This is a genomic window from Saccharomonospora amisosensis (genome assembly GCF_011761185.1).
GTDB classification, from domain to species: domain Bacteria; phylum Actinomycetota; class Actinomycetes; order Mycobacteriales; family Pseudonocardiaceae; genus Saccharomonospora_A; species Saccharomonospora_A amisosensis.
The window spans coordinates 2,332,779-2,356,264 of sequence record NZ_JAAOYM010000001.1; the positions used below are offsets into that span (position 1 = coordinate 2,332,779).

Annotated in this window: 23 protein-coding genes and 1 pseudogene; 13 read left to right on the plus strand and 11 right to left on the minus strand. The window is 69.8% G+C overall.

The window, feature by feature from the left end:
* Positions 1 to 10: 10 nt before the first annotated feature.
* A complete protein-coding gene (gene lexA / locus FHU38_RS11400) occupies positions 11 to 664 on the minus strand; it encodes a transcriptional repressor LexA (protein ID WP_167169988.1) in 654 nt (217 codons plus the stop codon).
* 278 nt (positions 665 to 942) lie between these two features.
* Between lexA and FHU38_RS11405 the strand changes: the two genes are divergently transcribed.
* Positions 943 to 2,997 carry an acyltransferase family protein gene (locus tag FHU38_RS11405; protein ID WP_167169991.1) on the plus strand — a complete coding sequence of 685 codons (2,055 nt, stop codon included), beginning with the start codon at positions 943 to 945 and terminating at the stop codon, positions 2,995 to 2,997.
* Positions 2,998 to 3,294: 297 nt separating this feature from the next.
* Here the strand turns inward: FHU38_RS11405 and FHU38_RS11410 are convergent, their stop codons facing one another.
* The gene (locus tag FHU38_RS11410) at positions 3,295 to 4,269 is read right to left on the minus strand and encodes a GlxA family transcriptional regulator (protein WP_167169993.1); all 975 of its coding nucleotides are present in this window, start codon (positions 4,267 to 4,269) and stop codon (positions 3,295 to 3,297) included.
* A gap of 288 nt (positions 4,270 to 4,557) precedes the next feature.
* On the opposite strand from FHU38_RS11410, the gene FHU38_RS11415 reads away from it, so the two are divergent.
* Positions 4,558 to 4,773: a hypothetical protein gene (locus FHU38_RS11415; RefSeq protein ID WP_167169995.1), complete on the plus strand. Its 216-nt coding sequence runs from the start codon at positions 4,558 to 4,560 to the stop codon at positions 4,771 to 4,773.
* 103 nt (positions 4,774 to 4,876) lie between these two features.
* Here the strand turns inward: FHU38_RS11415 and FHU38_RS11420 are convergent, their stop codons facing one another.
* Positions 4,877 to 5,206, minus strand: coding sequence for a DUF3040 domain-containing protein (locus FHU38_RS11420; RefSeq protein ID WP_167169998.1), 330 nt, complete (start codon positions 5,204 to 5,206; stop codon positions 4,877 to 4,879).
* 319 nt (positions 5,207 to 5,525) lie between these two features.
* Entirely contained in the window at positions 5,526 to 6,146 is a 621-nt protein-coding gene (locus FHU38_RS11425) for a TetR/AcrR family transcriptional regulator (RefSeq protein WP_167170001.1), read from the minus strand.
* Positions 6,147 to 6,245: 99 nt separating this feature from the next.
* Between FHU38_RS11425 and FHU38_RS11430 the strand changes: the two genes are divergently transcribed.
* The 6 genes and pseudogenes from FHU38_RS11430 to FHU38_RS11455 all read left to right on the plus strand — a co-directional run bounded on the left by FHU38_RS11430 (position 6,246) and on the right by FHU38_RS11455 (position 12,356).
* Positions 6,246 to 7,586, plus strand: a complete 1,341-nt coding sequence (locus tag FHU38_RS11430) for a cytochrome P450 (protein ID WP_167170003.1) — start codon at positions 6,246 to 6,248, stop codon at positions 7,584 to 7,586.
* Positions 7,583 to 9,049, plus strand: a complete 1,467-nt coding sequence (locus tag FHU38_RS11435; RefSeq protein WP_167170006.1) for a flavin-containing monooxygenase — start codon at positions 7,583 to 7,585, stop codon at positions 9,047 to 9,049. The genes FHU38_RS11430 and FHU38_RS11435 overlap by 4 nt, the downstream gene beginning before the upstream one ends.
* A gap of 64 nt (positions 9,050 to 9,113) precedes the next feature.
* On the plus strand, positions 9,114 to 9,464 hold the full coding sequence (locus tag FHU38_RS11440) for a hypothetical protein (protein ID WP_208415636.1): 351 nt from the start codon (positions 9,114 to 9,116) through the stop codon (positions 9,462 to 9,464).
* Positions 9,461 to 10,678, plus strand: a complete 1,218-nt coding sequence (locus tag FHU38_RS11445) for a bifunctional alpha/beta hydrolase/OsmC family protein (protein ID WP_167170009.1) — start codon at positions 9,461 to 9,463, stop codon at positions 10,676 to 10,678. The genes FHU38_RS11440 and FHU38_RS11445 overlap by 4 nt, the downstream gene beginning before the upstream one ends.
* 135 nt (positions 10,679 to 10,813) lie before the next feature.
* Positions 10,814 to 10,867: pseudogene (locus tag FHU38_RS28165) on the plus strand (hypothetical protein); the annotation flags it as partial.
* A 154-nt stretch (positions 10,868 to 11,021) separates the two neighbouring features.
* Entirely contained in the window at positions 11,022 to 12,356 is a 1,335-nt protein-coding gene (locus tag FHU38_RS11455; RefSeq protein ID WP_167170012.1) for a nicotinate phosphoribosyltransferase, read from the plus strand.
* On the opposite strand, the gene FHU38_RS11460 is transcribed toward FHU38_RS11455, so the two are convergent.
* The 5 genes from FHU38_RS11460 to FHU38_RS11480 form a co-directional block, all read right to left on the minus strand.
* Positions 12,353 to 13,771, minus strand: a complete 1,419-nt coding sequence (locus FHU38_RS11460; RefSeq protein WP_313886739.1) for an RtcB family protein — start codon at positions 13,769 to 13,771, stop codon at positions 12,353 to 12,355. The two genes, FHU38_RS11455 and FHU38_RS11460, sit on opposite strands and share 4 nt — an antisense overlap.
* A 7-nt stretch (positions 13,772 to 13,778) precedes the next feature.
* Entirely contained in the window at positions 13,779 to 14,204 is a 426-nt protein-coding gene (locus tag FHU38_RS11465; RefSeq protein ID WP_167170015.1) for an archease, read from the minus strand.
* 87 nt (positions 14,205 to 14,291) lie between these two features.
* Positions 14,292 to 14,564, minus strand: coding sequence for a hypothetical protein (locus FHU38_RS11470; RefSeq protein WP_167170018.1), 273 nt, complete (start codon positions 14,562 to 14,564; stop codon positions 14,292 to 14,294).
* Positions 14,565 to 14,643: 79 nt separating this feature from the next.
* Positions 14,644 to 15,297: a protein-L-isoaspartate(D-aspartate) O-methyltransferase gene (locus FHU38_RS11475; RefSeq protein ID WP_243852237.1), complete on the minus strand. Its 654-nt coding sequence runs from the start codon at positions 15,295 to 15,297 to the stop codon at positions 14,644 to 14,646.
* A gap of 94 nt (positions 15,298 to 15,391) precedes the next feature.
* On the minus strand, positions 15,392 to 15,844 hold the full coding sequence (locus FHU38_RS11480; RefSeq protein ID WP_313886740.1) for a mycothiol transferase: 453 nt from the start codon (positions 15,842 to 15,844) through the stop codon (positions 15,392 to 15,394).
* Positions 15,845 to 15,921: 77 nt separating this feature from the next.
* Here FHU38_RS11480 and FHU38_RS11485 point away from each other — a divergent pair, with 77 nt between their 5' ends.
* Complete coding sequence (locus FHU38_RS11485; protein ID WP_167170021.1) at positions 15,922 to 16,356, plus strand: VOC family protein; 435 nt, start codon at positions 15,922 to 15,924, stop codon at positions 16,354 to 16,356.
* Between the two features lie 212 nt (positions 16,357 to 16,568).
* Here the strand turns inward: FHU38_RS11485 and FHU38_RS11490 are convergent, their stop codons facing one another.
* Complete coding sequence (locus FHU38_RS11490; protein WP_167165929.1) at positions 16,569 to 17,807, minus strand: IS110 family transposase; 1,239 nt, start codon at positions 17,805 to 17,807, stop codon at positions 16,569 to 16,571.
* 245 nt (positions 17,808 to 18,052) lie between these two features.
* Here FHU38_RS11490 and FHU38_RS11495 point away from each other — a divergent pair, with 245 nt between their 5' ends.
* Positions 18,053 to 19,105 (plus strand): uroporphyrinogen decarboxylase family protein, encoded by a 1,053-nt coding sequence (locus FHU38_RS11495; protein WP_313886741.1) that lies wholly within the window; start codon positions 18,053 to 18,055, stop codon positions 19,103 to 19,105.
* A gap of 39 nt (positions 19,106 to 19,144) precedes the next feature.
* Complete coding sequence (locus tag FHU38_RS11500; protein WP_167170024.1) at positions 19,145 to 19,486, plus strand: MmcQ/YjbR family DNA-binding protein; 342 nt, start codon at positions 19,145 to 19,147, stop codon at positions 19,484 to 19,486.
* A gap of 58 nt (positions 19,487 to 19,544) precedes the next feature.
* Here the strand turns inward: FHU38_RS11500 and FHU38_RS11505 are convergent, their stop codons facing one another.
* Positions 19,545 to 20,213, minus strand: coding sequence for a TetR/AcrR family transcriptional regulator (locus FHU38_RS11505; RefSeq protein WP_167170027.1), 669 nt, complete (start codon positions 20,211 to 20,213; stop codon positions 19,545 to 19,547).
* 137 nt (positions 20,214 to 20,350) lie between these two features.
* Between FHU38_RS11505 and FHU38_RS11510 the strand changes: the two genes are divergently transcribed.
* Together FHU38_RS11510 and FHU38_RS11515 are read left to right on the plus strand one after the other, a co-directional pair.
* Entirely contained in the window at positions 20,351 to 22,117 is a 1,767-nt protein-coding gene (locus FHU38_RS11510) for a hydroxysqualene dehydroxylase (protein WP_167170030.1), read from the plus strand.
* Complete coding sequence (locus FHU38_RS11515; protein ID WP_313886742.1) at positions 22,114 to 23,448, plus strand: NAD(P)/FAD-dependent oxidoreductase; 1,335 nt, start codon at positions 22,114 to 22,116, stop codon at positions 23,446 to 23,448. The genes FHU38_RS11510 and FHU38_RS11515 overlap by 4 nt, the downstream gene beginning before the upstream one ends.
* Positions 23,449 to 23,486: the final 38 nt, after the last annotated feature.

Below are 23,486 nucleotides of genomic sequence, written 5' to 3' on the forward strand. Positions count from 1 at the left end.
CGAAGCCCGCTCAGAGGCTGCGCAGCACCGAGACGACGATGCCGAGTACGACTGCGTCGTCGCCGTCGATGACCTCGTAGTCGGGGTTGCGCGGCTCGAGATACACGTGGCCGCCCCTGCGGCGATACACCTTCACCGTGGCCTCGTCGTCGATCATGGCGGCGACGATCTGACCGGAGTAGGCCTCCGGCTGTTGCCGCACCACCACGAGATCGCCGTCACAGATCGCCGCATCGACCATCGAGTCACCGCGCACCCGCAACCCGAAGACGTTGCCTCGGCCGGCCAGTTCGCGCGGCAGCCGCAGCATGTCGTCGATGTGCTGTTCCGCGGCGATCGGGATGCCCGCGGCGATCTCGCCGACCACGGGAACGGTCACCGAGTCGTCGGCGGACTCGGCAGCGACCTGCCGCGGCAGGAACATCCGCACGTCGATCGGTCTGGACATCGCACCACCACGCCGCAGGAACCCGTTCTCCTCCAGGCTCGCCAGGTGCTTCGACACCGAGGACGTCGACCGAAGCCCGACGGCGTCGGCGAGTTGCCGCGTTGTCGGCGAGTAGCCGTGCCTGATCACCCAGTCCCGGATCACCGCCAGGATCTGCCGCTGCCGTGGCGGCAAGATCGACGTGTCGAGGTATGCGAGATCATCGTGGGCCGTCACCGGCCAGATGATAGGGACCGGTACCCGAGGCGGGTGCGGCCGCCCAGCGCGGTCCCCGAACGGGCATGCGGTGCCGAACCGGGCGGAGCGCCACGCTATCCTCAGCAGCCGCGTGACGCTGGCTGAGCCATTGTCACAGGTGTGCGTGCTGCCCGGACCGCTACGACGTCGGTTCCGGACACCCGCGCGGCCATCGAGGGCATCGGCCGGCGAGGGCTGGACGATACCTCATCGGCGCCGGGATGAGTTGTTGTCCGAACACTGGAGGAAACCACCGGATGTCCGTGCTTCGAGCCTCGGTGCCCGAAGGGCTTGCCAGTCCTACGCGGCCGCAGCGGCGGTTCCGGCCGGAGTTGCAGGGCCTGCGCGCGCTCGCGGCCGTGCTCGTGGTCGTCTACCACGTGTGGCTGGGCCGCATTTCCGGTGGTGTGGACGTGTTCTTCCTCATCTCCGGCTTTCTGATCACGGGTCAGCTGTTTCGCGCTGGGCTGCGCGGCCGCATCGAGTTCCGGCCGATGTGGGGCCGCATGATCAAGCGGCTGTTCCCCGCGGCGCTGACCGTGTTGCTGGCCACCATCGCGCTGTCGGTGTGGTTGCTGCCGGAGCACCGCTGGTTGCAGACCATCCGCGAAGTGGTCGCCTCGGCGCTGTACGCGGAGAACTGGGTGCTGGCGGCGGACTCGGTGAACTACTTCGCGCAGCACAGCACCGCCAGTGTGGTGCAACACTTCTGGTCGTTGTCGATCCAGGGGCAGTTCTACCTGGTGTGGCCGCTGCTGGTCGCCGCAGTCGCGTTCTTCGCGCGCAGGGCGGGTTGGAGCCTGCGGCGGTCGCTGTTCACCGTGGTCGGCGTCCTGCTCGCGGCATCGCTGGCCTACTCGGTGTGGCTGACCGCTGTCGACCAGCCGCTGGCGTACTTCACGTCACTGACGAGGATCTGGGAGTTCGCGCTCGGTGGGTTGCTGGCGCTGGCGATCGAGGCGATCAGGGTGCCGGGGATGCTGCGAGTCCTGCTCGGCTGGCTGGGCGTGTTCGGTCTCGTGTCGTGCGGGATGCTGTTGCAGGTCGGTACCGTGTTTCCTGGTTACGCGGCGCTGTGGCCGACCGTGTCGGCCGCGTTGGTGCTGGTGGCGGGCGTCACCGGCTACCGGGTGGGTGCCGACCGGATCCTGTCGTCGCGTCCATTGATCTACCTGGGCAACCTCAGCTACTCGCTGTACCTGTGGCACTGGCCGGTGTTGCTGTTCTACCTGATCTGGCGCGACCAGCCCGCCGTCGGCTGGCGCGGCGGCGCCGTGGTGATCGCTGTCTCGACGGTGCTGGCCGCGTTGACGTATCACCTGGTGGAGCAGCCGGTGCGCGACTCCCGAATCGGGGTGAGCACCAACTGGGGTGCGTACCGGTTCGGCGTGGCCGCGCTGGTGCCCGTCTTGCTCGCGGCGGGGGCGTGGCAGCTGGTGAGCACGCAGCGGGCGTCGTTCGCACTCGACGTGGACGACCCGAACCACCCCGGGGCGATGGCGATGGAGGCGGGCGGGCCGATCCTGGACCTGCGGGCGTCGGTTGTGCCACCGTTCGCGGCCCTGCCGCGCCAGTACGCACCGCTTCCCGACGAGGAATGCGTCGACTCGCCACGGCACGAGGACCTGCGGGTGTGCACCATCGAACCCGACGGACCGCCGACCCGGCATGTGGTGCTCACCGGCGATTCGCACGCCCACCAATACATCGCCGCGTTGCGGCCGATCGTGCGGCACCGGGGCTGGCAGATCACCACGATGCTCAAGGGCGGGTGCGCGCTGACCGAGGGATCGAAGTGGCCTGAGTGCGCGAGCTGGAACGAGGCCGTGATGGCCGAAATTCTGCAGCGGCGGCCCGAGGCCGTGATCACGATGGGCACCAGGGATGTGCGGGTGGGGCTGCGGGAGCGAACCCCCGAGGGCTACGTCGCGCAGTGGCGGGTGCTCGCCGAGGCGGGCATCCCAGTGGTGGCCATCCGGGACAACCCGCGATTCGACTACGAACCTTCGGAGTGCGTGCAAAAGCACGGGCTCGACGCGTGGCAGTGCCGCCAACCGAGAGCGGACATGCTGGCGGACGAGCCACCGTACGAGCGGCTCTCGGGAATCCCGTCCACCGTGTCGTTCCTGGACTTCAGTGACTACTTCTGCACCGATCGGCACTGTCCGCCGGTGATCGGAAACATGCTGGTGTATCTCGACGACAACCACGTCACCGCCGCATACCTGGAGACCATGTCGCCGATGGTGGAGGAGCGCATGGTGGGCGCGCTCGGCTGGGAGAACGACCCGCTTCCGGTAGCGAGTCGCTGAGCGGCAGCGAGTCGCGGGCGGCACGGTGGTGATCCGCGGTGGCTGCGGGTACGGCGGGGAGTTCGCGAGCGTCGGGGCGGTTCGTCGCGGGATCACCGCTGCGGGGCGTGGTCGCCTGCCGTCCTGACCGTTCGGCGCCTGGACGCTGACCGCGCAACCCCATTCGATCTGGCGGTCGCCGCCGCGATTCCTGACCACCGACCGAAACCGCTGTGGTTCTCACCCGAGAACGGAAACGCTTCTGCTACCTCGTCGCAGCCCTGCCGTCGCGAATCAGTGGGATGGTCGCCCCGCGGGTTATGCCGGAGCGGCGGTGTCGTGCCGTGCCGCGAACCGTGAGCGGTAGCGCTTCGGTGAGATGCCGACCTCCTGGGTGAAGGCGGTTCTAAACGTCACCGGCGACCCGAAGCCCACGTCGGAAGAGATCCGGTCCACCGTCAGGTCGGTGGCCTCGAGGAGTTCCTTGGCCGCCGCGATCCGCTCCGCGGCGACCCAGCGCATTGGCGTGGTGCCGACGTCCTGCTCGAACCGCCGGGCGAGGGTGCGAGGTGAGAGGTTCGCCGCTCGTCCCAGTTCGGTCAGCGTCAACGGTCGGCGAAGGTTCTCGCGCAGCCAGGCGCGGAGGTTGTCCAGCCAGGCGGCGCGATCCTCAAGCGGCTCCGCGTGCACGTACTGCGCCTGATCACCGTCACGGTGGGCGGCGACCACGAGATGTCGGGCCGTGTTGTTCGCGGCGCGCTCCCCGTGGTCGCGCCGGATCAGGTGCAGGCACAGGTCGAGGCCCGCCGCCGAGCCCGCACTGGTGAAGATGCCGCTGTCCTCCACATAGAGGGCGCGTGCGTCGACCTCGACGTCGGGGTACATCCGCCGCAGCAGCGCGGCGTGCCGCCAGTGGGTGGTGGCCCGACGGCCGTCGAGCAGGCCGGCCTCGGCGAGTGCGAAAGTGCCGGTGCACAGGGCTACGATGCGGGCACCCCGGTCGGAAGCGCGCCGTAGCTCGCGGACCAGCCGGGAGCCGACCGACCGCCCCGGTGGCACCGCGGGCACGAGCACCGTGTCGCCCTCGGCCACGGCGCTGAGTGGCTGCTGCGGTACCAGCCGCGCGCCGGTGTGGGTGCGAACGCCGCGCAGGTCGCCGCACAACGTCACGTCGTACAGCGGGTCCTGGTCCGGTTCCCAGACATAGCCAAGTGCTTCCAGCGGCATGCCGATCTCGAATAGGGTCATGCCGTCGATGAGCGGGATCGTGATCGTCGGACGCCGCGCGACCATAATGGCAAAATCCTAGCAGTTTGCGTCAATCCTGCCACTCCCGTTGGGGCGCGAAGCTTGCGACTGTTGAGCTATGCACTTCGATGACTTCATCGCACAACAGATCCTGAAGACGGACGACTCGGCTTCGCGATGCGCCTGCGCCCAGCAGCGCGTCCGGCAGCTGCTCCGCACCCTGTGGAGCGGCGCCCGCAGGATGGCCTGGGGCGTCGACGCGTTCTCCAGCGTGCGGCACGGGATCGACGTGCCTGCCGACCACGGTGCCCGCGGCCGAGCCCCGTCGGTGCCATGCCGGCACCGACCTCGATGGGGCAGCCGACGGTAGCGGCTTCGCTGCTCGATTCGATCAGGGTCGCCGCACAAGCGTTCAAGATCTCCCGCGCTCCTCGCCGCTACAACGGACACCGTTCGTTCGGCAACGGTGTCTCGCGGGCCAAGGGGGACAAACTCGTCGCCGGTGCGCCGCCGTGCTCAAGGCCATCAGGAACGCAGCGGGCGTGGTGACGTCGGGCCGCGATCCACGCTCGGGCCCTCCTTCCCGGGCGGGAGTGCAGAACTCGCGGTCCTGGGCGGGGGACTCGCGGGCGAGAGCGGGGGACTCGCCGAGTCAGGCGGGCGAGGGCGTGCAACGCGGGCAGTGGTCCTGCGCCGAGGACACGACGTGGTGGCAATCGGGGTGGTAGTAGCGCCTGGACGCCCACAGGACGGGTCCAGCGGTACCCGCACCGATGACGAGCAGGCCAGGAAGCACCCAGCCGAACACCAGCAGTGCCAGTCCGGCTCCGACCGCGGCGAGAATCATCAGCGTGAGCCAGACCGACGTGGTGTGCTCGGTGCGGCTGACGTTCGCGAGTACGTGCGCCAGTCGCGGGTCTTCGGTTCGCAGATTCCGTTCGAGTTCGAACAGCACATGCCGTTCCTGTTCGTTCAGCGGCACGGCCAACCGCCTGTGATTGGTGCGACGAGATCGAGCACGGACAACTTCTCCTTCGGGGCCATGCACTGAGGGGGATGGTCGAATATCCTGGTCACTGGCCTGACTTTGTGCAATGACCACCGTCACAAAGGGCTCTAGATCTTTTTCGAAGAATTGTCGCTGAGTGTGCCGAAATTGTTGCTGGCTGAATTGTGCTGAGTGCTGAAGTTTCTTGCCCGCGAGTCCCCCGTTCCTGCCCGCGAGTCCCCCGTTCCTGCCCGCGAATTCTGCGTTCCGTGTCGCGGGGGCGGACCGGCCGGGAGACCGTGGGTAGCTACTGCTAGGGCGTTGCCGATCGGGGACCCAGCAGTGCGATGGAGGCGCGCACGGCGAGTTCGCTCACCTCGCCGATGTTGCCGCCGTCCTCGACGGTGGTCGCCAGCAACTCGCGCAGCCCGCCGATCAACAGGATCGCCAGCTGCCGGGGCAGTGGCCCGACACCGGCCGCACGCAGTTCCTCGGTGTCGCACAGCCGCTGGATCATGGTCACGAACGCGTCCGTCATGTCCCGCTGCAACTCGCGGGCGGCTGAACCGAGTGAGGGCAGGTCCCTGATCCAGCTCACCGTCAGCGCAGGGGCGGACTCCGACGCCGCGATCCAGGCGCCGACAGCCTGCCTGATCTGGGTCTCCCAGTCCGCCTTCGGATTCACCGCCGAGGAGATCCGCCGGATCATCTCGGCGTTGGCATCGCTGAGCAGCGCGACGTAGCAGGCCTCTTTGCCGGAGAAGTGCTCGTAGAAGGTCCGCCGCGACGTGCGTGCGACGCGGACGATATCGGCGACCGTGGTCGCTCGGTAACCGTCCTGCGCGATGCAGGTCGCGAGGGCGTCGAGCAGGCGACGGCGGAATCCGCTACCCGCGTCGTCCGCCACCGTGCTCGTGGTCGTCACCGTGGTCATCTCCGCACCTCGTTGCCTGAAGACCCTTGCCGCACATGGTACATCGGCGTACCGTACGGCTGGTACGTTCGCGTACCAGGCTAGAAGGGGGTCACCTCGATGTCGACCGTGCGACTGCCACCGGGGCCCGCGTTGCCTCGCGCCGTGCAGGGGGCCTTCGCGGTCGCCGCGCCGCTGCGCGGGGTTCGCATCCTGCGAAACCGCCACGGTGACGCCTTCACCGTCAATGTGCCGATCTTCGGCAGGGCCGTCGTCATCAGTAGTCCCGCCGAGATCAAGCAGCTGTTCACCGCCCGCGCGGAAGACGTGGGCAACCTGGAACGCAACCTGGGGCGGGTACTCGGCCCTGGCTCGCTGTTCGCGCTGTCCGGCGAGGAGCACCGCAAGCAACGCAGGCTGCTGGTGCCGCCGTTCCACGGCCGCAGGTTGGCCGCCTACGAGCGGATCGTCGAGGAGGAGACGGTGCGGGAACTGGCCGACTGGCCGCGGGGCCGGGCGTTCCCGACGCTGCCGTCGATGATGCGCATCACGCTCAACGTCATCCTCCGCGCGGTGTTCGGCGCCGAGGGGGCCCAACTGCACCGGCTGCGCGCGTTGCTGCCACCGTTCGTGCGGCTCGGGTCCTGGCTGGCCGTGGCCCCGGTACCTGCCCTCGGCGGCGGTCGCTGGACGCCGTGGGGGAGGTTTCGACAACTGCGCCGCGACTACGACACGATCGTCGACCAGCTCATAGCCAAGGCGGAGCGCGAGGACCTGGACGCGCGAGACGACATCCTCGCGCTGTTGTTGCAGGCCCGCCACGACGACGGCACGCAGCTGAGCCGCGCCGACATCGCCGACCACCTGCTGACGCTGCTCACCGCGGGACATGAGACCACGGCGACCACGCTGGCCTGGGCCGTCGAGCGGCTTCGCCGTCACCCGGCCGTCCTCGACCGGCTGATCGAGGAGGTCGACACGGGCGGCAGCGAGTTCAGGCAGGCGACCATCACCGAGGTGCAGCGCACCCGGCCGGTGATCGACCTCGTTGGCAGGCAGATCCTGACCGACGGCTACCAGCTCGGCCGGTGGCGGCTGCCGAAGGGATACTCGGTGCTGGTCAGCATCTCGCTCATCCACGAGGACGAGTCGCTGTTCAGCAACGCCTCCGCCTTCGACCCGAGCCGGTTCCTGGACACCAAGCCGGATCTGTACCAGTGGATTCCCTTCGGCGGCGGCACCCGCCGCTGCCTCGGCGCCGCCTTCGCCAACATGGAGATGCACGTGGTGCTGCGCACCATGCTGTGGCACTTCACGCTCGCACCCACCGGCGAGCGGGGCGAACGGTGGCACTCCCGCGGTGTCGCAGGCGCACCCGGCAACGGCGGGCGGGTGATCGTGCACCGCAGGACGCCCGCCGACGCACCCCACCGCGCCACGGCACCGGGTGCGCGGGCATGACCGAGCCGGCGCACGTGGATGTGCTCATCGTGGGTGCGGGGCTTTCCGGAATCGGCGCGGCACACCACATCCAGGCCGCCTTTCCCGGCCGTCACTACGCGATCCTCGAGGCGCGCACGGCACTGGGCGGGACGTGGGACCTGTTCCGGTATCCCGGCGTTCGGTCCGATTCGGACATGCAGACCCTCGGCTACCGGTTCCGGCCGTGGCGGCAGGCCACGGCCATCGCGGACGGGCCGGCCATCCTGAGCTACCTCCGCGAAACCGCGGCGGAGGCCGGGATCGACCGGCACATCAGGTACGGCCATCGGGTGGTGCGTGCCCGGTGGTGCGGCGAGACGGCTCGATGGACGGTGGAGGCCGAGCACGAGGGCGAGCTGGTGCGGTTCACCGCGTCCTTTCTGTATCTGTGCGGCGGTTACTACCACTACGACGCGGGCTACGACCCTGGTTTCGCGGGTACCGAACGGTTTCGCGGTCAGATCCTGCACCCGCAGCACTGGCCCGCCGAGTTCGACTACACGGGCAAGCGAGTCGTCGTCATCGGCAGCGGCGCTACCGCCGTGACACTGGTACCCGCCATGACCGACCGGGCCGCGCACGTCACGATGTTGCAGCGTTCGCCGACCTACATCGTCGCGATGCCTTCCGAGGACGCGCTGGCGACCGGGCTGCGGCGACTGCTGGGGGACAGACTCGCGTACCCTGTCGTGCGCTGGAAGAACATCGTGGCGAGCACGCTGATCTACCAGCTCAGCAGGCGAAGGCCCGCCATGGTGAGGGCCGCGATCCGCGGGATGGTGCTGCGCAGGCTGCCACCGGGCTACGACGTCGACACCCACTTCCGGCCGCGTTACCAGCCGTGGGACCAGCGGCTGTGCCTTGCCGCCGACGGTGATCTGTTCGCCGCGATCCGCCGTGGCCGCGCCTCGGTGGTCACCGACGAGATCGAGGAGTTCACCGAGACCGGGCTCGCGCTGCGCTCCGGCGAGGAACTACCGGCCGACGTCGTCGTCACCGCCACCGGGCTGCGGCTGCTGGCGCTCGGCGGTATCGAACTGTCCGTGGACGGCCGGGACGTGGAACTGCCGAAAACCATGGCTTACAAGGGAATGATGCTGTCCGGCGTACCGAACCTGGCATTCACCATCGGCTACACCAACGCCTCCTGGACGCTGAAGGCCGACCTCGTCGGCGAGTACGTCGTGCGGCTGCTGCGCTACCTGGACAAGCACGGTTACGACAGCTGCGTGCCGGTCAACGACGACCCGGACGTCACCGAGCGGCCGTTGCTCGACTTCGACGCGGGCTACGTGCGGCGCTCGGTCGACCAGTTCCCGCGTGCGGGTTCGCGGGAGCCTTGGCGCCTCGGGATGAGCTACGTACACGATCTGCTGAACCTGCGTTACGGCCGCGTCGACGACGGCGAGTTGAGGTTCTCGCGGCGGGCCGAACCCGCGTAGTCGCACGGCCTGCCAACGGGATCGTCGGTAGGGTCGGGGGTGGCGACACGAGGAGCGAGGTGACATGGCCGAGGATGTCGACGTCGTCGTACTCGGAATGGGGCCGGGCGGGGAGGCGCTCGCGAGCAGACCGGTGCCCGGCCTGGCCCACACTCCGTACTGGACCAACCGGGACGCCGTGACCACCGGCACCGTGCCGGAGTCGCTTGTCGTGCTCGCCGACGTGTTGACCGCGGAGGGACTTTCGCTGCACACCTCGGCCGCCGCGGAGCGAGTCGGCCACGACGGCACGGACTTCACCGTCCGGCTTGCCGATATCCGGCTGCGAGCCCGGCGGCTGCTTGTCGCCACCGGCAGGCGTGCCGACCTGGAAGCCGTCGGGCTCGCCGAACTCGACCGGGAGCCGCGACCGTGACAGGCAGCGAACGCCTCGAGTTCACCGGTGCGACGGGTGCGCCGCTGGCGGCCCGGCTCGAACTCCCCGGTTCGCAGCCAAGGGCCTACGCGCTGTTCGCGCATTGCTTCACCTGTGGCAAGGACGCGCTGGCCGCCACCCGGATCTCCAGGGCGCTCACCGAGTTCGGGATCGCGGTGCTGCGTTTCGACTTCACCGGCCTCGGCGGGTCCGGTGGCGACTTCGCCAACACCGATTTCAGCTCCAACATCGAAGACGTCGTGCGGGCGGCCGACCACCTGCGAGACAACCGCGCGGCACCGACTCTCCTGATCGGACATTCGCTTGGTGGCGCGGCCGTGCTGGCAGCCGCCGGGCACGTGCCGGAGGTGAAGGCGGTCGCCACCATCGCTGCCCCCGCCGACCCTGCGCACGTCCTCAAACTGCTGGGGCCGGTCAGCGAGAAGATCCAGCGGCGCGGCGAGGCCGAGGTGTCGCTGGCAGGGCGGTCGTTTCGCATCCGGCGCGGTTTCCTCGACGACATCGCCGCCCAGCCGCAGGCGGAGCGCATCGCCGGGCTCGGGGCGGCGCTGCTGGTACTGCACTCGCCCGCCGACGACATCGTGGGCGTCGACAACGCACGGCGCATCTTCGAGACGGCGAGGCACCCGAAGTCGTTCGTCGCCGTCGACGGAGCCGACCACCTGCTCACCCGCTCCGACGACGCCGACTACGTCGCCTCGCTGCTGGCGGCATGGGCGAGCCGCTACGTGTTCGAACGGGGCACCACGACCAGGCAACCACCCGAGGAGGGCCTGGTGACGGTCGCCGAGACCGGTGACGGCCCGTTCGCCCAGCGGATAGTGGCGGGCAGGCACGTGCTGGCCGCCGACGAGCCGAGACCGATCGGCGCCGACACCGGGCCGTCGCCCTACGACCTGCTGTTGGCCGCGCTGGGCTCGTGTACGTCGATGACCCTGCGGATGTATGCCACCCGCAAGCGGTGGCCGCTGCAACGGGTGAGCGTGTCGCTGCGGCACTGGCGCAGCCACGCCAAGGACTGCGTGCACTGCGAGACCCGCACCGGAATGGTCGAGCACATCGAACGGGTGATCCGAATCGAGGGTGAGCTGGACGCCGCGCAGCGGCAACGGTTGCTGGAGATCGCCGACAAGTGCCCGGTGCACCGCACGCTGCGTTCCGAGGTCGTCGTCGAAACGACCGAAGCGGGCTGAACCGTCGGGCGCGGGGGTAGGGTCGCGTCGTGGCGGGCGGGGAGCTGATCCACGTCCCCGCGGGTTACGCCCAGTTGCCAGCTGTCCGCCGAATCCGACGAGATCGGGTGGGACCCTCGCGCCGACGGGTACCGGTTGCCGACCGAGGCCGAGTGGGAGCACGCCTGCCGAGCGGGCACGGCGGGCCCGCGCTACGGGAACCTCGCCGACATCGCCTGGTGTTGGGGCAACTCGCGGGAGCGGCTCCCGCTGATCCCGAACGGCTGGCAGGGCCGAAAGACCCTCGCGAGACCGTCCGGTCAGCTCCACCGGCGGCGCCTGCGGAGTTCCTACGGTCTCGGGCATGACGGCTCTGCACACCGACCTCTACGAGGTCCGGATGGCGGCGAGTTACCTGCGTCGCGGGATGACCGAGCTCGCCACGTTCAGCCTGTTCGCCCGCAAACTCCCGCGGGACCGTGGCTTCCTCGTCGCCGCCGGGCTCGCCGACTGCCTCGACTTCCTGCGGCGGTTCCGGTTCGGCGACGCCGAGCTGGCCTACCTCGGGCAAGCGGTGGGATTGCCGGACTCGGACCTGGCCGCGCTGGCGGAACTGCGGTTCGACGGTGACGTGTGGGCGGTGCCGGAGGGGCGCGTGGTGTTCGCAGGGGAGCCGCTGCTGGAGGTGACCGCCCCGCTGCCGCAGGCACAACTGGTGGAGACGGCGCTGCTGAACTACGTCACCTTCCAGTCGGCGGTGGCGACCAAGGCCGCGCGCTGCCGGATCGCGGCGCCGGATGCCGACCTGGTCGACTTCGCGGCCCGCCGCACGCACGGCCTTGAATCGGCGAGGGCGATGGCGAGGGTGTCGGCCATGGTCGGCTTCGCGGGAACCAGCAACGTGGCCGCCGCCAGGGAGTTCGACATCCCCGCGCTCGGCACCATGGCCCATTCCTACGTGCAGGCCTTTGCCACCGAGTACGAGTCCTTCTTCGCGTTCGGCACCGACTTCCCCGGTGCGGCGGTGTTCCTTGTGGACACCTATGACACGGAGCGGGGGGTGCGAACCGCGATCGAGGCCGCTGCTGAGCTCGGACTGGCGCAGGAGCGGGTTGGGGTGCGGCTGGACTCCGGGGACCTGGCGGAGCTGGCCGTGCTCGCGAGGCGGCTGCTGGACGAGGCGGGGATGCCGAAGGCACGCATCGTCGGCAGCGGCGGCCTCGACGAGTACGCGCTCGCGGAGTTGACCACCGCAGGCGCCCCGATCGACACATACGGGGTCGGCACGAAGATCGGGGTGTCGGCCGACGCACCTTCACTGGACAGCGCCTACAAGCTGGTGGAGTACGCGGGACGGCCGGTGCTCAAGCTCTCGCCAGGCAAGGCCACCAACCCCGGGGCCAAGCAGGTCTTCCGGGGCGGTCGAGGAGAGCAGGACGTGCTGGCGCTGCGCGAGGAGGAGCCGCCCGGCGGGACCGAACCGCTGTTGCTGCCCGTACTGCGCGCCGGGATGCCGCGGCCCGGTGTGGACTCGCTGGACGCTGCGCGGCGGCGGTTCGACCGCGAGTTGGCGTGGTTGCCGGAGGCGGCGCGACGACTGCGGGCCCCCGAAACCGTCCCCGTCACCCGGTCGGCGGCGCTGCGGGAATTGACCGATCGGCTGACGGCCGACCACACCACTGCCCGACCCGGACGCTAACCCTTCACCACGCCCAGCGGGACCAGCCTGGCGACCTTGCGGCACAGTCGGGCACCCTCGCTGGCCTCGATGACCGCCGTGATGTCCTTGTAGGCGCTGGGCGCCTCTTCCGCCAGCCCCTTCCATGACGTCCCGCGCACGGCGATGCCGTGGGACTCCAACTCCTCGCGCAGCGCGCGCCCGCTGACTCCCCTGGCCGCCGCGTGCCTGCTGCGGGTGCGGCCCGCGCCGTGGCACGTCGAGTGGAACGCCGGTGAGCCCGCCACCCCGGCGAGTACGTAGGAGGCGGTGCCCATGGTGCCGGGAATCAGGGTCGGCTGACCGGTGCCTGCCAGGTCGGCGGGAAGGTCGGGGTGGTGCGGTGGCAGCGCTCTGGTGGCGCCCTTGCGGTGCACGCACAACCTCCGGGGCCGACCGTCAACCTCATGTGTCTCGATGGTGGCGAGGTTGTGGGAAACGTCGTAGACGAGGTCCAGCCCGCTGCCCAGGTGGGCCTCGAACGCGCGGCGCGCGGTCGCTGTGAGCAGCTGCCGGTTGGCCCTCGCGTAGTTCGTGGCGGCGGCAAGCGCACGCAGGTAGTCTCCGCCTTCGGGCGACTCGACGGGTGCGCACGCCAGTTGCCGATCAGGCACCTGGATGTCGTATCGCGACATCACCTGTTCCATCGACCGCACGTAGTCGGTGCACACCTGATGACCGAGGCCGCGGGAACCGCAATGGATCATGACGCACACCTGGTCGCGGTGCAGCCCGAAGGCCGACGCGGCGGTGTCGTCGTAGACCTCCTCGACTGCCTGGACCTCGAGGAAGTGGTTGCCGGAGCCGAGACTGCCCACCTGACCAAGGCCCCGCTCGAAGGCCCGCCTGCTGACAAGCGACGGGTCGGCGCCCTCGACGCGGCCGCCGTCCTCGCAGCGGTCCAGGTCGCGCGCGACGCCGTGGCCGGACTCCACCGCGTATCCGGCGCCACCGGTCAGCACCCGCTCCAGCTGGCCCGGCCCGGTCAGCTGCCACACGCTGCCCCGGTGCATGCCACGTGGCACCGTGTGGCCGAGCGTGTCCATCAGCCCGGCCAACCGCGAACCCAGCTCGGCGCGGCCTACGCCCGCCGCCAGCAGCCGCACCCCGCAGGAGATGTCGAAGCCCACCCCGCCGGGCGAGACAACGCCGCCTGCGTCGATGTCGGTGGCGGCCACGCCGCCGATCGGGAAGCCGTATCCCCAGTGCACGTCGGGCATCGCGTAGGAGGCGACCACGATGCCCGGCAGCGTCGCGACGTTGGCCACCTGCTCGAGCGACCGGTCCTCCTGCGCCATCGGCAGCAGCTTCCTTGACGCGAACACGATGCCGGGGACCCGCATCGCCCCGTGCGCGGGCATGCGGAACCGGTAGGGGTTCTCCTCGATGATCTCCACGGTGGCCTCACACGTCGATGGTCACCGAACACGACCAACCGTCGGCGTCCGGTGCGATTCGAAGCTCGTGCAGCGACACGGCCTTGGGCACCGAGCCTGTCGAGGCAACGGCGGCGGAGTCGACCATGCGAAACAGCACCCGCACCCCCTTCTCGGTTGGCGACACCTCTGTGGCGACGGGCAGTTCGCCCCGGGTCTCCATGCGGTAGATCACCTCGTCCAGCACGCCGACGAGCAGGTCTTCGTCCCGTTCACCGGCCACCACGCACTCCACGGTGGTGTCCGGTGGCGGCAGCTCCGCTTCGGCGAAGCTGTCCACCATGCCGTGCACGGCCTCGGCGATACAGCGTTCCCTGGTCGGTGCCCACGCCTCGATGCGCAGGTCGGCGGTGTGAGCCACGGACCGGTGGCCCGCGCCGGACCCGGCCGTCACGACTTGCCCGCCTTGTTACGCGGCCGGGGCCTGCGGGGGAGGGGGAGGAGATCCCCGGGTCGCCCGGCGCCCGACCGGCCGTGCGCGCTACCGGACCTGACCAAGGCCTGCCTCCCGCAGCACGGTCACCAGCACCTCGGCGCGCTGGCGGGCCCGCTCGGCGTCCTCGCACTTCACGGCTGTGCGGACCTCGCGCATGGCGGCCTGTACCCGAGTGCGGTACTCGGTGCCGAGCGTGTCGCCGAGCGCCGCGACGGTGCGCGCCGCGACCGCGCAAACGGCGTCGGCGTCGTGCAGTTTCTCGGCGCGCTGCTGGCGCAGTTCCTGCGTGCTCGGACCGTGGTGCACTTCCTGGGTCATGGTGCGTCTCCTCCCGCGTCGTGGTCGGGGCCGTATCGCACGGTCGCGCGCGGCGGTGGGTCGCCGGCAGGGGCGAAAGTCACCGTGGACCGGGAAAGCCGTACCTGCCGTGAAGCCGGACGAACCGAGCCGGTACCAGCACCCGTTCGCGAACCAGCCCGGATTCGGCTCGTTCGAAGGCGACCACGTCCTCCTGGCCGCCACGTCCGATGGGCTGCACGATTGCGCCCCCCACTCGTAGTTGCTCGATCAGTGGCGGCGGCACCTCCGGGTACGCCGCGGAGACGAGGATGGCGTCGTAGGGCGCGTGTGCTGGCACTCCGCCACTGCCGTCCCCGGTGAGCAGGGTGACCCGCTCGATGCCCTGCGCCCGCAGGTTGCGTCGTGCCTGCTCGGCCAGGTCCGGCCACCATTCGACGGTGACGACGTCCGCGGCGAGGCGGGCCAGCAGCGCCGTCTGGAAGCCGAGCCCGGTGCCGACCTCGAGGACGTGCTCGTCGCCGGTGAGCCGCAGTCCCTCGATCATCCGCGCCGACAGTGACGGCTGCGTGGTGACCTGGTCGTGCCCGATGGGGATGGGCACGTCGGCGTAGGCGTCGTCGACCGCGTCGGGGGGTACGAAAGCCGCTCTCGGCGTCGCACGCACGGCATCGAGCACGCGCTCGTCGCTGACCCCGCTCTCGCGCGCGGCGGTCACGAGATCTTCCGGAGAGGAGCCCATCTCACCTGCCATTCGCGCTGCTGTACATCCCGATTGTGCGCGGCGCTCCGGCCGTGCACCGGGTGTGGCGCCGCCGGTGACCCCATCGGGTGGTCGTGGCGTGCGCTCAGCGCACCAGGTCGCGCGTGATCTCCAGTTGGCCGTGGTGCTGCGCGAGTTCCTCGTAGACGTGCAGCAGCGCGCCGCCCTGGGTCAGGCCCTGTCCGGCGAGGTAGTGGCCGGGCCGTGGTTCGTGCCGCAGCGGCGCGGCTGGGTCGGCGGCCGCGACGTCGGCGCGTAGTTGGTGCTTGGCCCGCGCGACCCGGTCGAGCAGACCGTTGACCGGGCCGGAGGCTCTGAACTCCGCCTCGCGGTCGCGGTGCACGGTGCGACCGGCCACCAGATGGCCCGCCCAGTACTCCAGTACGCCCAGGCAGTGGTTGACGATCGCGTAGGCGGAGTTGGCCGACGGCAGGTCCGGTGCCCGGTTCGCTCGATCGTCGCCGAGTGCGGCAAGGATGTCCGCCATGCCGTCAAGCGCACGGTCGGCGAAGTACAGGTACTCCTCTTCGCTGATCACGATCGAGATCGTCGCATCCCGAGCCGGGCTCGGCAGCCGGGGCATCGGTGGACGACACGCGCCGCTAAGGTGGCCCGATGGCATCGGTCAAGCAGTTCCAGGTCACCTTCGACTGCGCGGAACCTGAGCGTGTCGCTCGGTTCTGGTGCGAGGTGTTGGGGTACGTCGTGCCGCCTCCGCCGGAGGGGTTCGCCACCTGGAGCGACTTCGATCGTTCGCTGCCTGCCGAGGAGCAGGGTGCGGCGTTCGCCTGCGTCGATCCTTCCGGTGTCGGCCCGAGGTTGTACTTCCAGCGCGTTCCCGAAGGCAAGGTCGTCAAGAACCGGCTGCATCTCGACGTGCGGGTCGGCACAGGGCTGGTGGGCGAGGAGCGGGTGGCCGCACTCGAGGCCGAGTGCTCCCGGCTGGTCGCGCTCGGCGCGGTACGCCTGCGGCTGCTGCTCGCCGACGGCGAGAACGAGTCCTGCCTGGTGATGCAGGACGTCGAGGGCAACGAGTTCTGCCTCGACTAGGGCGGGCCCGCGTACGCGCGCTCGCCGCTCGCTGCGAGTCCGTTGTGGACGGAGTTCCCGCCGGTCGGGTCCCGCGTGCTTGACGGTGCGCCACGGTCCGGCCAGACTGAGTGCGACCGCATGGCGGACAAGTGTCCGCTCAAACCTCGGTCTGGCGGAAACCTCGTCGAGGAGGGCTCATGACACCCCTTGTGTCAACCTCGAGATCAAGGTTAGGCCGTGAGCGGTTGTTTGATGCGTTGTTGGGCGCCGCCGTGCAGCGCCGGGTCGTAGGGCGTGCGGTTTTGCCAGCAGCGCCACATGACCCGGACCCAAGCGCGAGCCAGGATGCGGGTGGCGTGTGGGTGGTCCTTGCCGCTGGCGCGGGCACGGTCGTAGATGTCGGCGGCCCACGGGCTGCAGAAGCGGCTGTTGGCGGCGAAAGTGGTGATGGCCACGCGCAGGCGTTTGTTGCAGGCCCAGCGGAAGGACACGCCGCGTTGCTTGCCGGAGGCTTTGGTGACTGGGGTGATTCCGGCCAGTGCGGCGATGGCGTCGGGATGGTCGAACACCTCGCGGGCATCGCCCCATTCGGCCAGGATCTGGGCGGCGTTGATGGTGCCAGCGCGGGGGAAGGACCGGAACACCTCGCCGTCGGGATGGGTATCCATCCGCTCGGTGATCGAGCGGTCCAGCGCTTTGATCGCCGTGTTGAGGGCGGTGAGTACGCCGACCTGGGCCAGCACGGCGTCACGGATGCCCTCGCAGGTGGTGGGGTCGGTCGTGCCGCCCGGTGCCGAGCGCAAGCGAGCGAGCAGGACCGCGGCGGGCTTCTTACCCGAGTAGCCCTGTTTGGCGCAGAAGGCGGCCAGCCGCTTCTCGGTGAGGCTGGCGGCCGAAGCGGCGGTCGGGTACCTGGTGAGGAAGGCCAGGGCGATCGCGGACTCGATGTTGGCGAATACGGCCTTGGCGCCAGGCCAGTGGGCATCCAGCAGCGCGGCGAGCTGGTTGACCGCGGCCACCCGGGCCTCGACCAGCTCAGTCCGGGCGCGGACCACGGTGCGCACTGCCTTGGTGTGACCGGACAACGGCGGGGCGGGGCGCAGCCGGTGGATGCGCACCCGCAGGTAGTCGGCGATCACGTGCGCGTCGCCGGGATCGGACTTGGCGCCGGAGAGGACCTCGGACTCGCGCCAGGTCTTGATCGCGTTGGGCTTGACCGGCATCACCGGGTGCCCGGCCTCCAGCAGCGCGTCGACCAATCGGCCGTCCGGACGCTCGATCGCGACCGGCATGTCCTCCGGCTCGGCGTGCTTGTCCAGCCGGGCGGCCAGACCGGTGAAGCCGGCGGCGGTGTGGTCGATGGTGAACGCGGCGACCTTGCGGCCGTCCCGGTCCAGCACGCACACGGCGTGCTCGGCCGCTGCCCAGTCGATCCCGACAAAGAACAACGGCCCGTCATGCTGCGGCAACTGTGTCGCCTTCCTGCTCGCACGGGGCAGTGGCCAGGCGGAGGCGAGGGAACCGACAGCAGAGTGGTCACTAACCGGCGCTCTACGGCGCGTCCCTTTGTCATCGCTTCGCGGTTCCGGAGAAGCCGGGGACGGCAGTGTCATGCAAGCCCACGAGGGGCGACCGAACCAGGCCGTCACCCCGGCTTCCGCCTGGTTCCTACCACATCCGCCGTTCTGGCGTCTGCACGGAAGAGAGTGCACTAGTGACCGTGCCGGCATCGTTGCCACCGCTGCCGACCTCGCTGGTGGGCAGCTACGCGCAGCCGGAATGGCTGATCGACAGGGCCCGGCTCGCGGACCGCTTCCCGCCGAGAGTGCGGGCGAAGGAGCTGTGGCGAATCGCGCCGGAATTCCTTGCCGAGGCCCAGGACGACGCCACGGTGGTGGCCGTGCGGGCGCAGGAGCTGGCCGGACTCGACATCGTCACCGACGGCGAGATCCGGAGGGAAAGCTACTCCAACCACTTCGCCACCGCGTTGCAGGGCGTCGACGTCGACAATCCCGGGACGGCGCTGGACCGCAGCGGCCACCCGAACCCGGTTCCGCGCATCGTCGGGCCGATTCGCCGGACGCACCCGGTACAGGTGGACGACCTGCGCTTCCTCAGAGCGCACACCGACCGCGTGATCAAGATGACCGTTCCCGGCCCCTTCACGATGGCGCAGCAGGCGCAGAACGACTACTACCCCGACGACGCCTCGGCGGCGATGGCCTACGCGCAGGCCGTCAACGCCGAGGTGGCGGACCTGTTCGAGGCGGGAGCGGACGTGGTGCAGCTCGACGAGCCGTACCTGCAGGCGCGGCCCGCCGCCGCCCGCGAGTACGGCCTTGCCACGCTCAACGCCGCACTGGAGGGAATCACCGGCACCACCGCGGTGCACCTGTGCTTCGGGTACGCGGCGATCATCCACGAGCGGCCGGAGGGCTACTCGTTCCTGCCGGAGCTGGCGGGCTGTCCGGTGGATCAGATCTCCATCGAGACCGCACAGTCCAACCTCGACCTCGGGGTGCTCGCCGACCTGTCCGACAAGACGGTCATCCTCGGGGTGCTGGACCTGTCCACCCCTGCGGTGGAAACTGTCGAGGTGGTCGCACGTCGCGTGCGCAGGGCGTTCGACCGGCTTCCGCCTCGGCAACTCGTTCTCGCCCCCGACTGCGGGATGAAGTACCTGCCCCGGTCCGCCGCGGAGGGCAAGCTGCGCGCCTTGGCTGGTGCCGCGGCGCTGTTGCGGGAGGAACTGGGCCTACTCGACTGACCCGGCCGGAATGTCGGTGGCTGCCGGAGAATGGCGGGCATGGGAGTGTCCAGCACGGAGTGGCTACGGATCGTGGCCGGACTCGCGGAGGTCGAACGCGCCGAGTCCCGCGACTACACGGCGTTCGACGTGCGCGGCAAACGGTTCGGCTACCACTGGCCGAGGACCGAGACGGTGGGGCTGAAACAGCCGTTGTCGGAGCAGGTCGCGCTCGTGTCCGAGCGGCCGGAGGTGTTCGAGGCCCAGTTCACGGCAGGCGGGTTCGGCTGGGTCGTGGTGCATCTGGACAAGATCGAGTCCGACGAGTTGGCAGAGCTGGTGTACGAGGCCTGGCGACTCTCGGCTCCCGGCGTGCTGGTCGAGCAATACCCGTTCCGGTAGCGCCCGCGGTTGGGCCGGGCGGAGCCGTCGCGAAGGCCTGCCGAAAGGCTGCCCCGAGCTACCGCCGAGATCCGGCGGCAGGGGGCGGCTTCGTGTCTGATCGCGCCCCGGCCTCGGGTTGGTACGACGCCGTCGCGGCAAGGCCGCTCCACAACAGGTCCATCGCGGTGTCGACAGCCTCGGCGCGGGTCAGCCCGCCGTGCTTTCGGCGCCACTCGACGGCCCTGGTAAGGGCTCCGATCAACATCTCGACCAGCAGCGCCGCCCGCTGGTCGTCCGGATCGATGTCGGCGGTACGCAGGTCGTCGGCCAGTAGCCGGGTGACAGCATGGTTGAGGGACACCGCGACGTCGTTCCACGCCGCGTCGATGTCCGGGTCGCCGTGCGTGGCGTTGACGAACAGCATGCGCCAGGCGTTCGGATAGCGCTCAGCGAAGTGGAACACCGCTTCGGTCGTTGCCAGCATGCGTTCGGACTTGCTGCCTTCACCCGTGATGCGCGCGGCGATGAAGCCGAGAAACGTGGCCCGCTGCTCCTCCAGCACCGCGAGGAAGAGCGCCTTCTTCGAGGCGAAATGGTCGTAGAGCACCGCGCGAGTGACTCCGGACAGCCGGGCGACATCGCCCATGCCGGTGGCGCCGTACCCACCCGAGGCGAACGCGTCCAGCGCGGCGGCGACGATGTTAGCTCGACGCGCGGGTGCCTTGAGTCGAGGCTGTACCGACATACCTGGAGGTTAGCAATGCGTCCTTCGTTGTGCCTCCTGGCTTTTCGTCGCGTGGTCTTTGCTTGACTAACCAACACATGTGTTGGTAGCTATATATCGGTACTGGTCTGGTCCGGTTGACAAAGGAGTCGGCCTCGATGAGCAGCAGCGGAATCTCTCGACGTCGTTTCGTGCACGGCGCGACCCTCGCCGCCGCGGCGACCGGCATCTTCGCGCCTGCCGGCTGGGCGCTGACATCGCCGCCGGGCAGGCGGGTCGCGGTGCTGGGTGGCGGAATGGCCGGGTTGGCCGCCGCGCACGAGCTGGCCGAGCGCGGCTACTCGGTGAGTGTCTACGAACCCACCGCGCTGGGCGGCAAGGCTCGCAGCATGGGCGTGCCCGGCACCGCCGACGACGGCAGGATGGACCTGCCGGGTGAGCACGGGTTCCGCTTCTTCCCCGGCTTCTACCATCACGTGCCCGACAGCATGCGCCGCATCCCGGTACCGGGTAACGCCAACGGGGTGTGGGACAACCTTGTCGATGCCACCGACTCCAAGTCGGAGCGGACCGGTGGCAGGCCGGACGCCACGCTGTTCGGCATGCTCCCCGATCCCAGGCAGGCGCTGACCCCGGACGGTCTGCGGCGCATCCTCGTCGAGGAGATCCTCAAGCAGCAGGGAGTCAAACCGTGGGAGGCGGAGTTCTTCGTCAACCGTCTCATCGTGTTCCTGACCAGCTGCGACGAGCGCCGGTTCGGGCAGTGGGAGCGGACGGCCTGGTGGGACTACGTGCGCGCGGAGCAGTACTCGCAGGAGTACCGAACTGTAGTCGCGCGGGGGTTGACCCGGTCGCTGGTCGCGGCGAAGGAAGAGGTCGCCAGTACCCGCACCATCGGGAACATGGCCGAGGCGTTCCTGATGAACATCATGGGCCGGGGCAACGACGGCGCTCTCGACCGCGTGCTGAACGCCCCCACCAACGAGGCCTGGATCGATCCGTGGGTGCACCACCTGCGTGGCCTCGGCGTGGGCTTCCACCTTGGACAGCGGGTGGAGGCACTGCAGACAGGGGGAGGCCGGATCACCGCAGCCCGGCTACGTGACCGGACCGGGGGCACCACGACGGTGCGGGCGGACTGGTTCGTGTGTGCAATGCCGGTCGAGCGGGTCAGCGAACTCTTGACGCCGGAGCTGCTGGCGCTGGACCCGAGCCTGGCCGAGCTACGGCGGCTGTTCGTCGACTGGATGACCGGGATTCAGTACTACCTGCGCGAAAGCGTGTCGATCACGCACGGGCACATCACCTTCGTGGATTCGCCGTGGGCGTTGACCGCGCTGACCCAGGGCCAGTTCTGGGCAGGCAGGAACTTCCGCGCCGACTACGGCGACGGCAACGTCGCCGACTGCCTGTCGGTGGACGTCTCGGACTGGGACACGCCCGGCATCCTGTTCGGCAAGCCCGCCAAGGAATGCACTCCCGACCAGATCGCCAGTGAGGTGTGGGCGCAGCTGAAGGCACACCTGAACGACGAGGGTGAGGTGGTGCTTGCCGACGAGCTGCTGCACTCCTGGTTCCTGGACCCGGGCATCGTCTGGCGGCCCGAGGCCGGTCGCAACACCAATGACACACCGCTGCTGGTCAACACGGTCGACTCGTGGAGTCGGCGGCCGAACGCCGTCACCGCGATCCCGAACCTGTTCCTTGCCGGCGACTACGTGCGGACCAACGTCGACCTGGCCACGATGGAGAGCGCCAACGAGTCCGCCCGCGCCGCGGTCAACGGCCTGCTCGACGCCGCCGACTCCAACGCGGAACGGGCGCGGATGTACCAGCTCTACCGGCCGCCGGAGTTCGAACCGTTCAAGGAGGCCGACGCTCAACTGTTCGCGGCCGGGCTTCCCAACGCCTTCGATCGCCCGTGACCGAACCCGTCGACGCGACAGCAGAAGGCACAGTGGACGCCATCGTGGTCGGCGCGCGGTGCGCCGGTTCCGCCGCCGCCGTCGCGCTGGCCCGTGCCGGCAGGCAGGTGGTCGTCGTGGACAGTGCCACCTTCCCCTCGGACACACTGTCCACGCATCTGCTGTTCGCGGGCGGGGTGGCTGAGCTCGCCGCGATCGGGGCGCTGCCGCGGGTACACGCGTTGGGCTCGCCCCGGCTGACGGTCGCCGAGATGACAGGGGCGGGGATCACCGTGCGGGCACGGTACACACCGGTCGACGGCATCGACCACGGGCTGTGCGTGCGCCGCACCGGCCTCGACGCCGCCTTGATCGACACCGCGCGGCAGGCCGGTGCGCAGGTGCGGGAGGCCACGAAGGTTACCAGCCTGCTGTGGGACCGAGGCCGGGTCGTGGGGGTGCGCACCCGCGACCGCGGTGGCGGGGAGCGCGAACTGCGCGCGCCACTGGTGATCGGCGCCGATGGTCGGCGCTCCACTGTCGCCCGCGCGGTCGGGGCCGAGCGGCCCTACCGCAGCAACCCGAACCAGCGGGCGTGCCTGTTCGCATACTGGCACGACCCGGACTCCGCCCAGCGGTCGGTCGCGGCCCAATGGCGGGCAGGCTCCGACCTGGGGACGGCTTTCCCCTGCGACGACGGCCTGGTAATGGTGCTGGTGATGCCGCCAGCCGACCGGCTTCGCGACAGCACACCCGCCGCTGCCTACGCCGACGCACTCGACAGGTTGCCAGGCCTTCGGCATCGGCTGCGCGACTGCGCGCAAGCCACGAAGGTGCGGTCCACACGGGACACGACGTCCTACTTCCGCCGCTCAACCGGCCCCGGGTGGGCGCTGCCCGGTGACTCCGGGCATTTCAAAGATCCCGTGACCGCACAGGGAATCCGGGACGCACTGCGATACGGCAGGCTGCTCGGCGAAGCCGCGGCACCTTCGCTGCACGATCCGGCAGCGCTGGACCGGGCGTTGCTGCGGTGGGAACGGCGGCGCGAGCGGGAATGCCTCGAGGTCTACCAGTGGACCAACGGACTTGCCCGCGCCGAGGTGATGTCACCGCTGGAAGTCGAGTTCTACCGCGCGGCCGCGGCCGACGAGAACTTCGCCCGGCACGCCCTGGACGTCTTCGCCCGCACCCGCCGCCCCGGCGAGGTGTTCACACTGCGCCGCAATCTGCGGCTCGCATCGGCCGCGCTGCGGCGAGCCCGGGGCCGCGTGCATACGCTTCGAGCCATCGCCGCCGAGCTCCGCCGCGACGTCAACGCGCGCCGCGAGCGCGCGGCCATCGGCCGGTGACGACGGGCGCGCCGCGCCGCGCCGGTCCTGCCGACCGC

Excerpts from the sequence above, each read along its gene's own strand:
- FHU38_RS11405 (WP_167169991.1), top strand. The coding sequence starts at position 943 with ATGTCCGTGCTTCGAGCCTCGGTGCCCGAAGGGCTTGCCAGTCCTACG.
- FHU38_RS11410 (WP_167169993.1), bottom strand. The coding sequence starts at position 4,269 with ATGGTCGCGCGGCGTCCGACGATCACGATCCCGCTCATCGACGGCATG.
- FHU38_RS11415 (WP_167169995.1), top strand. The coding sequence starts at position 4,558 with ATGCCGGCACCGACCTCGATGGGGCAGCCGACGGTAGCGGCTTCGCTG.
- FHU38_RS11425 (WP_167170001.1), bottom strand. The coding sequence starts at position 6,146 with ATGACCACGGTGACGACCACGAGCACGGTGGCGGACGACGCGGGTAGC.
- FHU38_RS11430 (WP_167170003.1), top strand. The coding sequence starts at position 6,246 with ATGTCGACCGTGCGACTGCCACCGGGGCCCGCGTTGCCTCGCGCCGTG.
- FHU38_RS11435 (WP_167170006.1), top strand. The coding sequence starts at position 7,583 with ATGACCGAGCCGGCGCACGTGGATGTGCTCATCGTGGGTGCGGGGCTT.
- FHU38_RS11440 (WP_208415636.1), top strand. The coding sequence starts at position 9,114 with ATGGCCGAGGATGTCGACGTCGTCGTACTCGGAATGGGGCCGGGCGGG.
- FHU38_RS11455 (WP_167170012.1), top strand. The coding sequence starts at position 11,022 with ATGACGGCTCTGCACACCGACCTCTACGAGGTCCGGATGGCGGCGAGT.
- FHU38_RS11470 (WP_167170018.1), bottom strand. The coding sequence starts at position 14,564 with ATGACCCAGGAAGTGCACCACGGTCCGAGCACGCAGGAACTGCGCCAG.
- FHU38_RS11475 (WP_243852237.1), bottom strand. The coding sequence starts at position 15,297 with ATGGCAGGTGAGATGGGCTCCTCTCCGGAAGATCTCGTGACCGCCGCG.
- FHU38_RS11485 (WP_167170021.1), top strand. The coding sequence starts at position 15,922 with ATGGCATCGGTCAAGCAGTTCCAGGTCACCTTCGACTGCGCGGAACCT.
- FHU38_RS11500 (WP_167170024.1), top strand. The coding sequence starts at position 19,145 with ATGGGAGTGTCCAGCACGGAGTGGCTACGGATCGTGGCCGGACTCGCG.
- FHU38_RS11505 (WP_167170027.1), bottom strand. The coding sequence starts at position 20,213 with ATGTCGGTACAGCCTCGACTCAAGGCACCCGCGCGTCGAGCTAACATC.
- FHU38_RS11510 (WP_167170030.1), top strand. The coding sequence starts at position 20,351 with ATGAGCAGCAGCGGAATCTCTCGACGTCGTTTCGTGCACGGCGCGACC.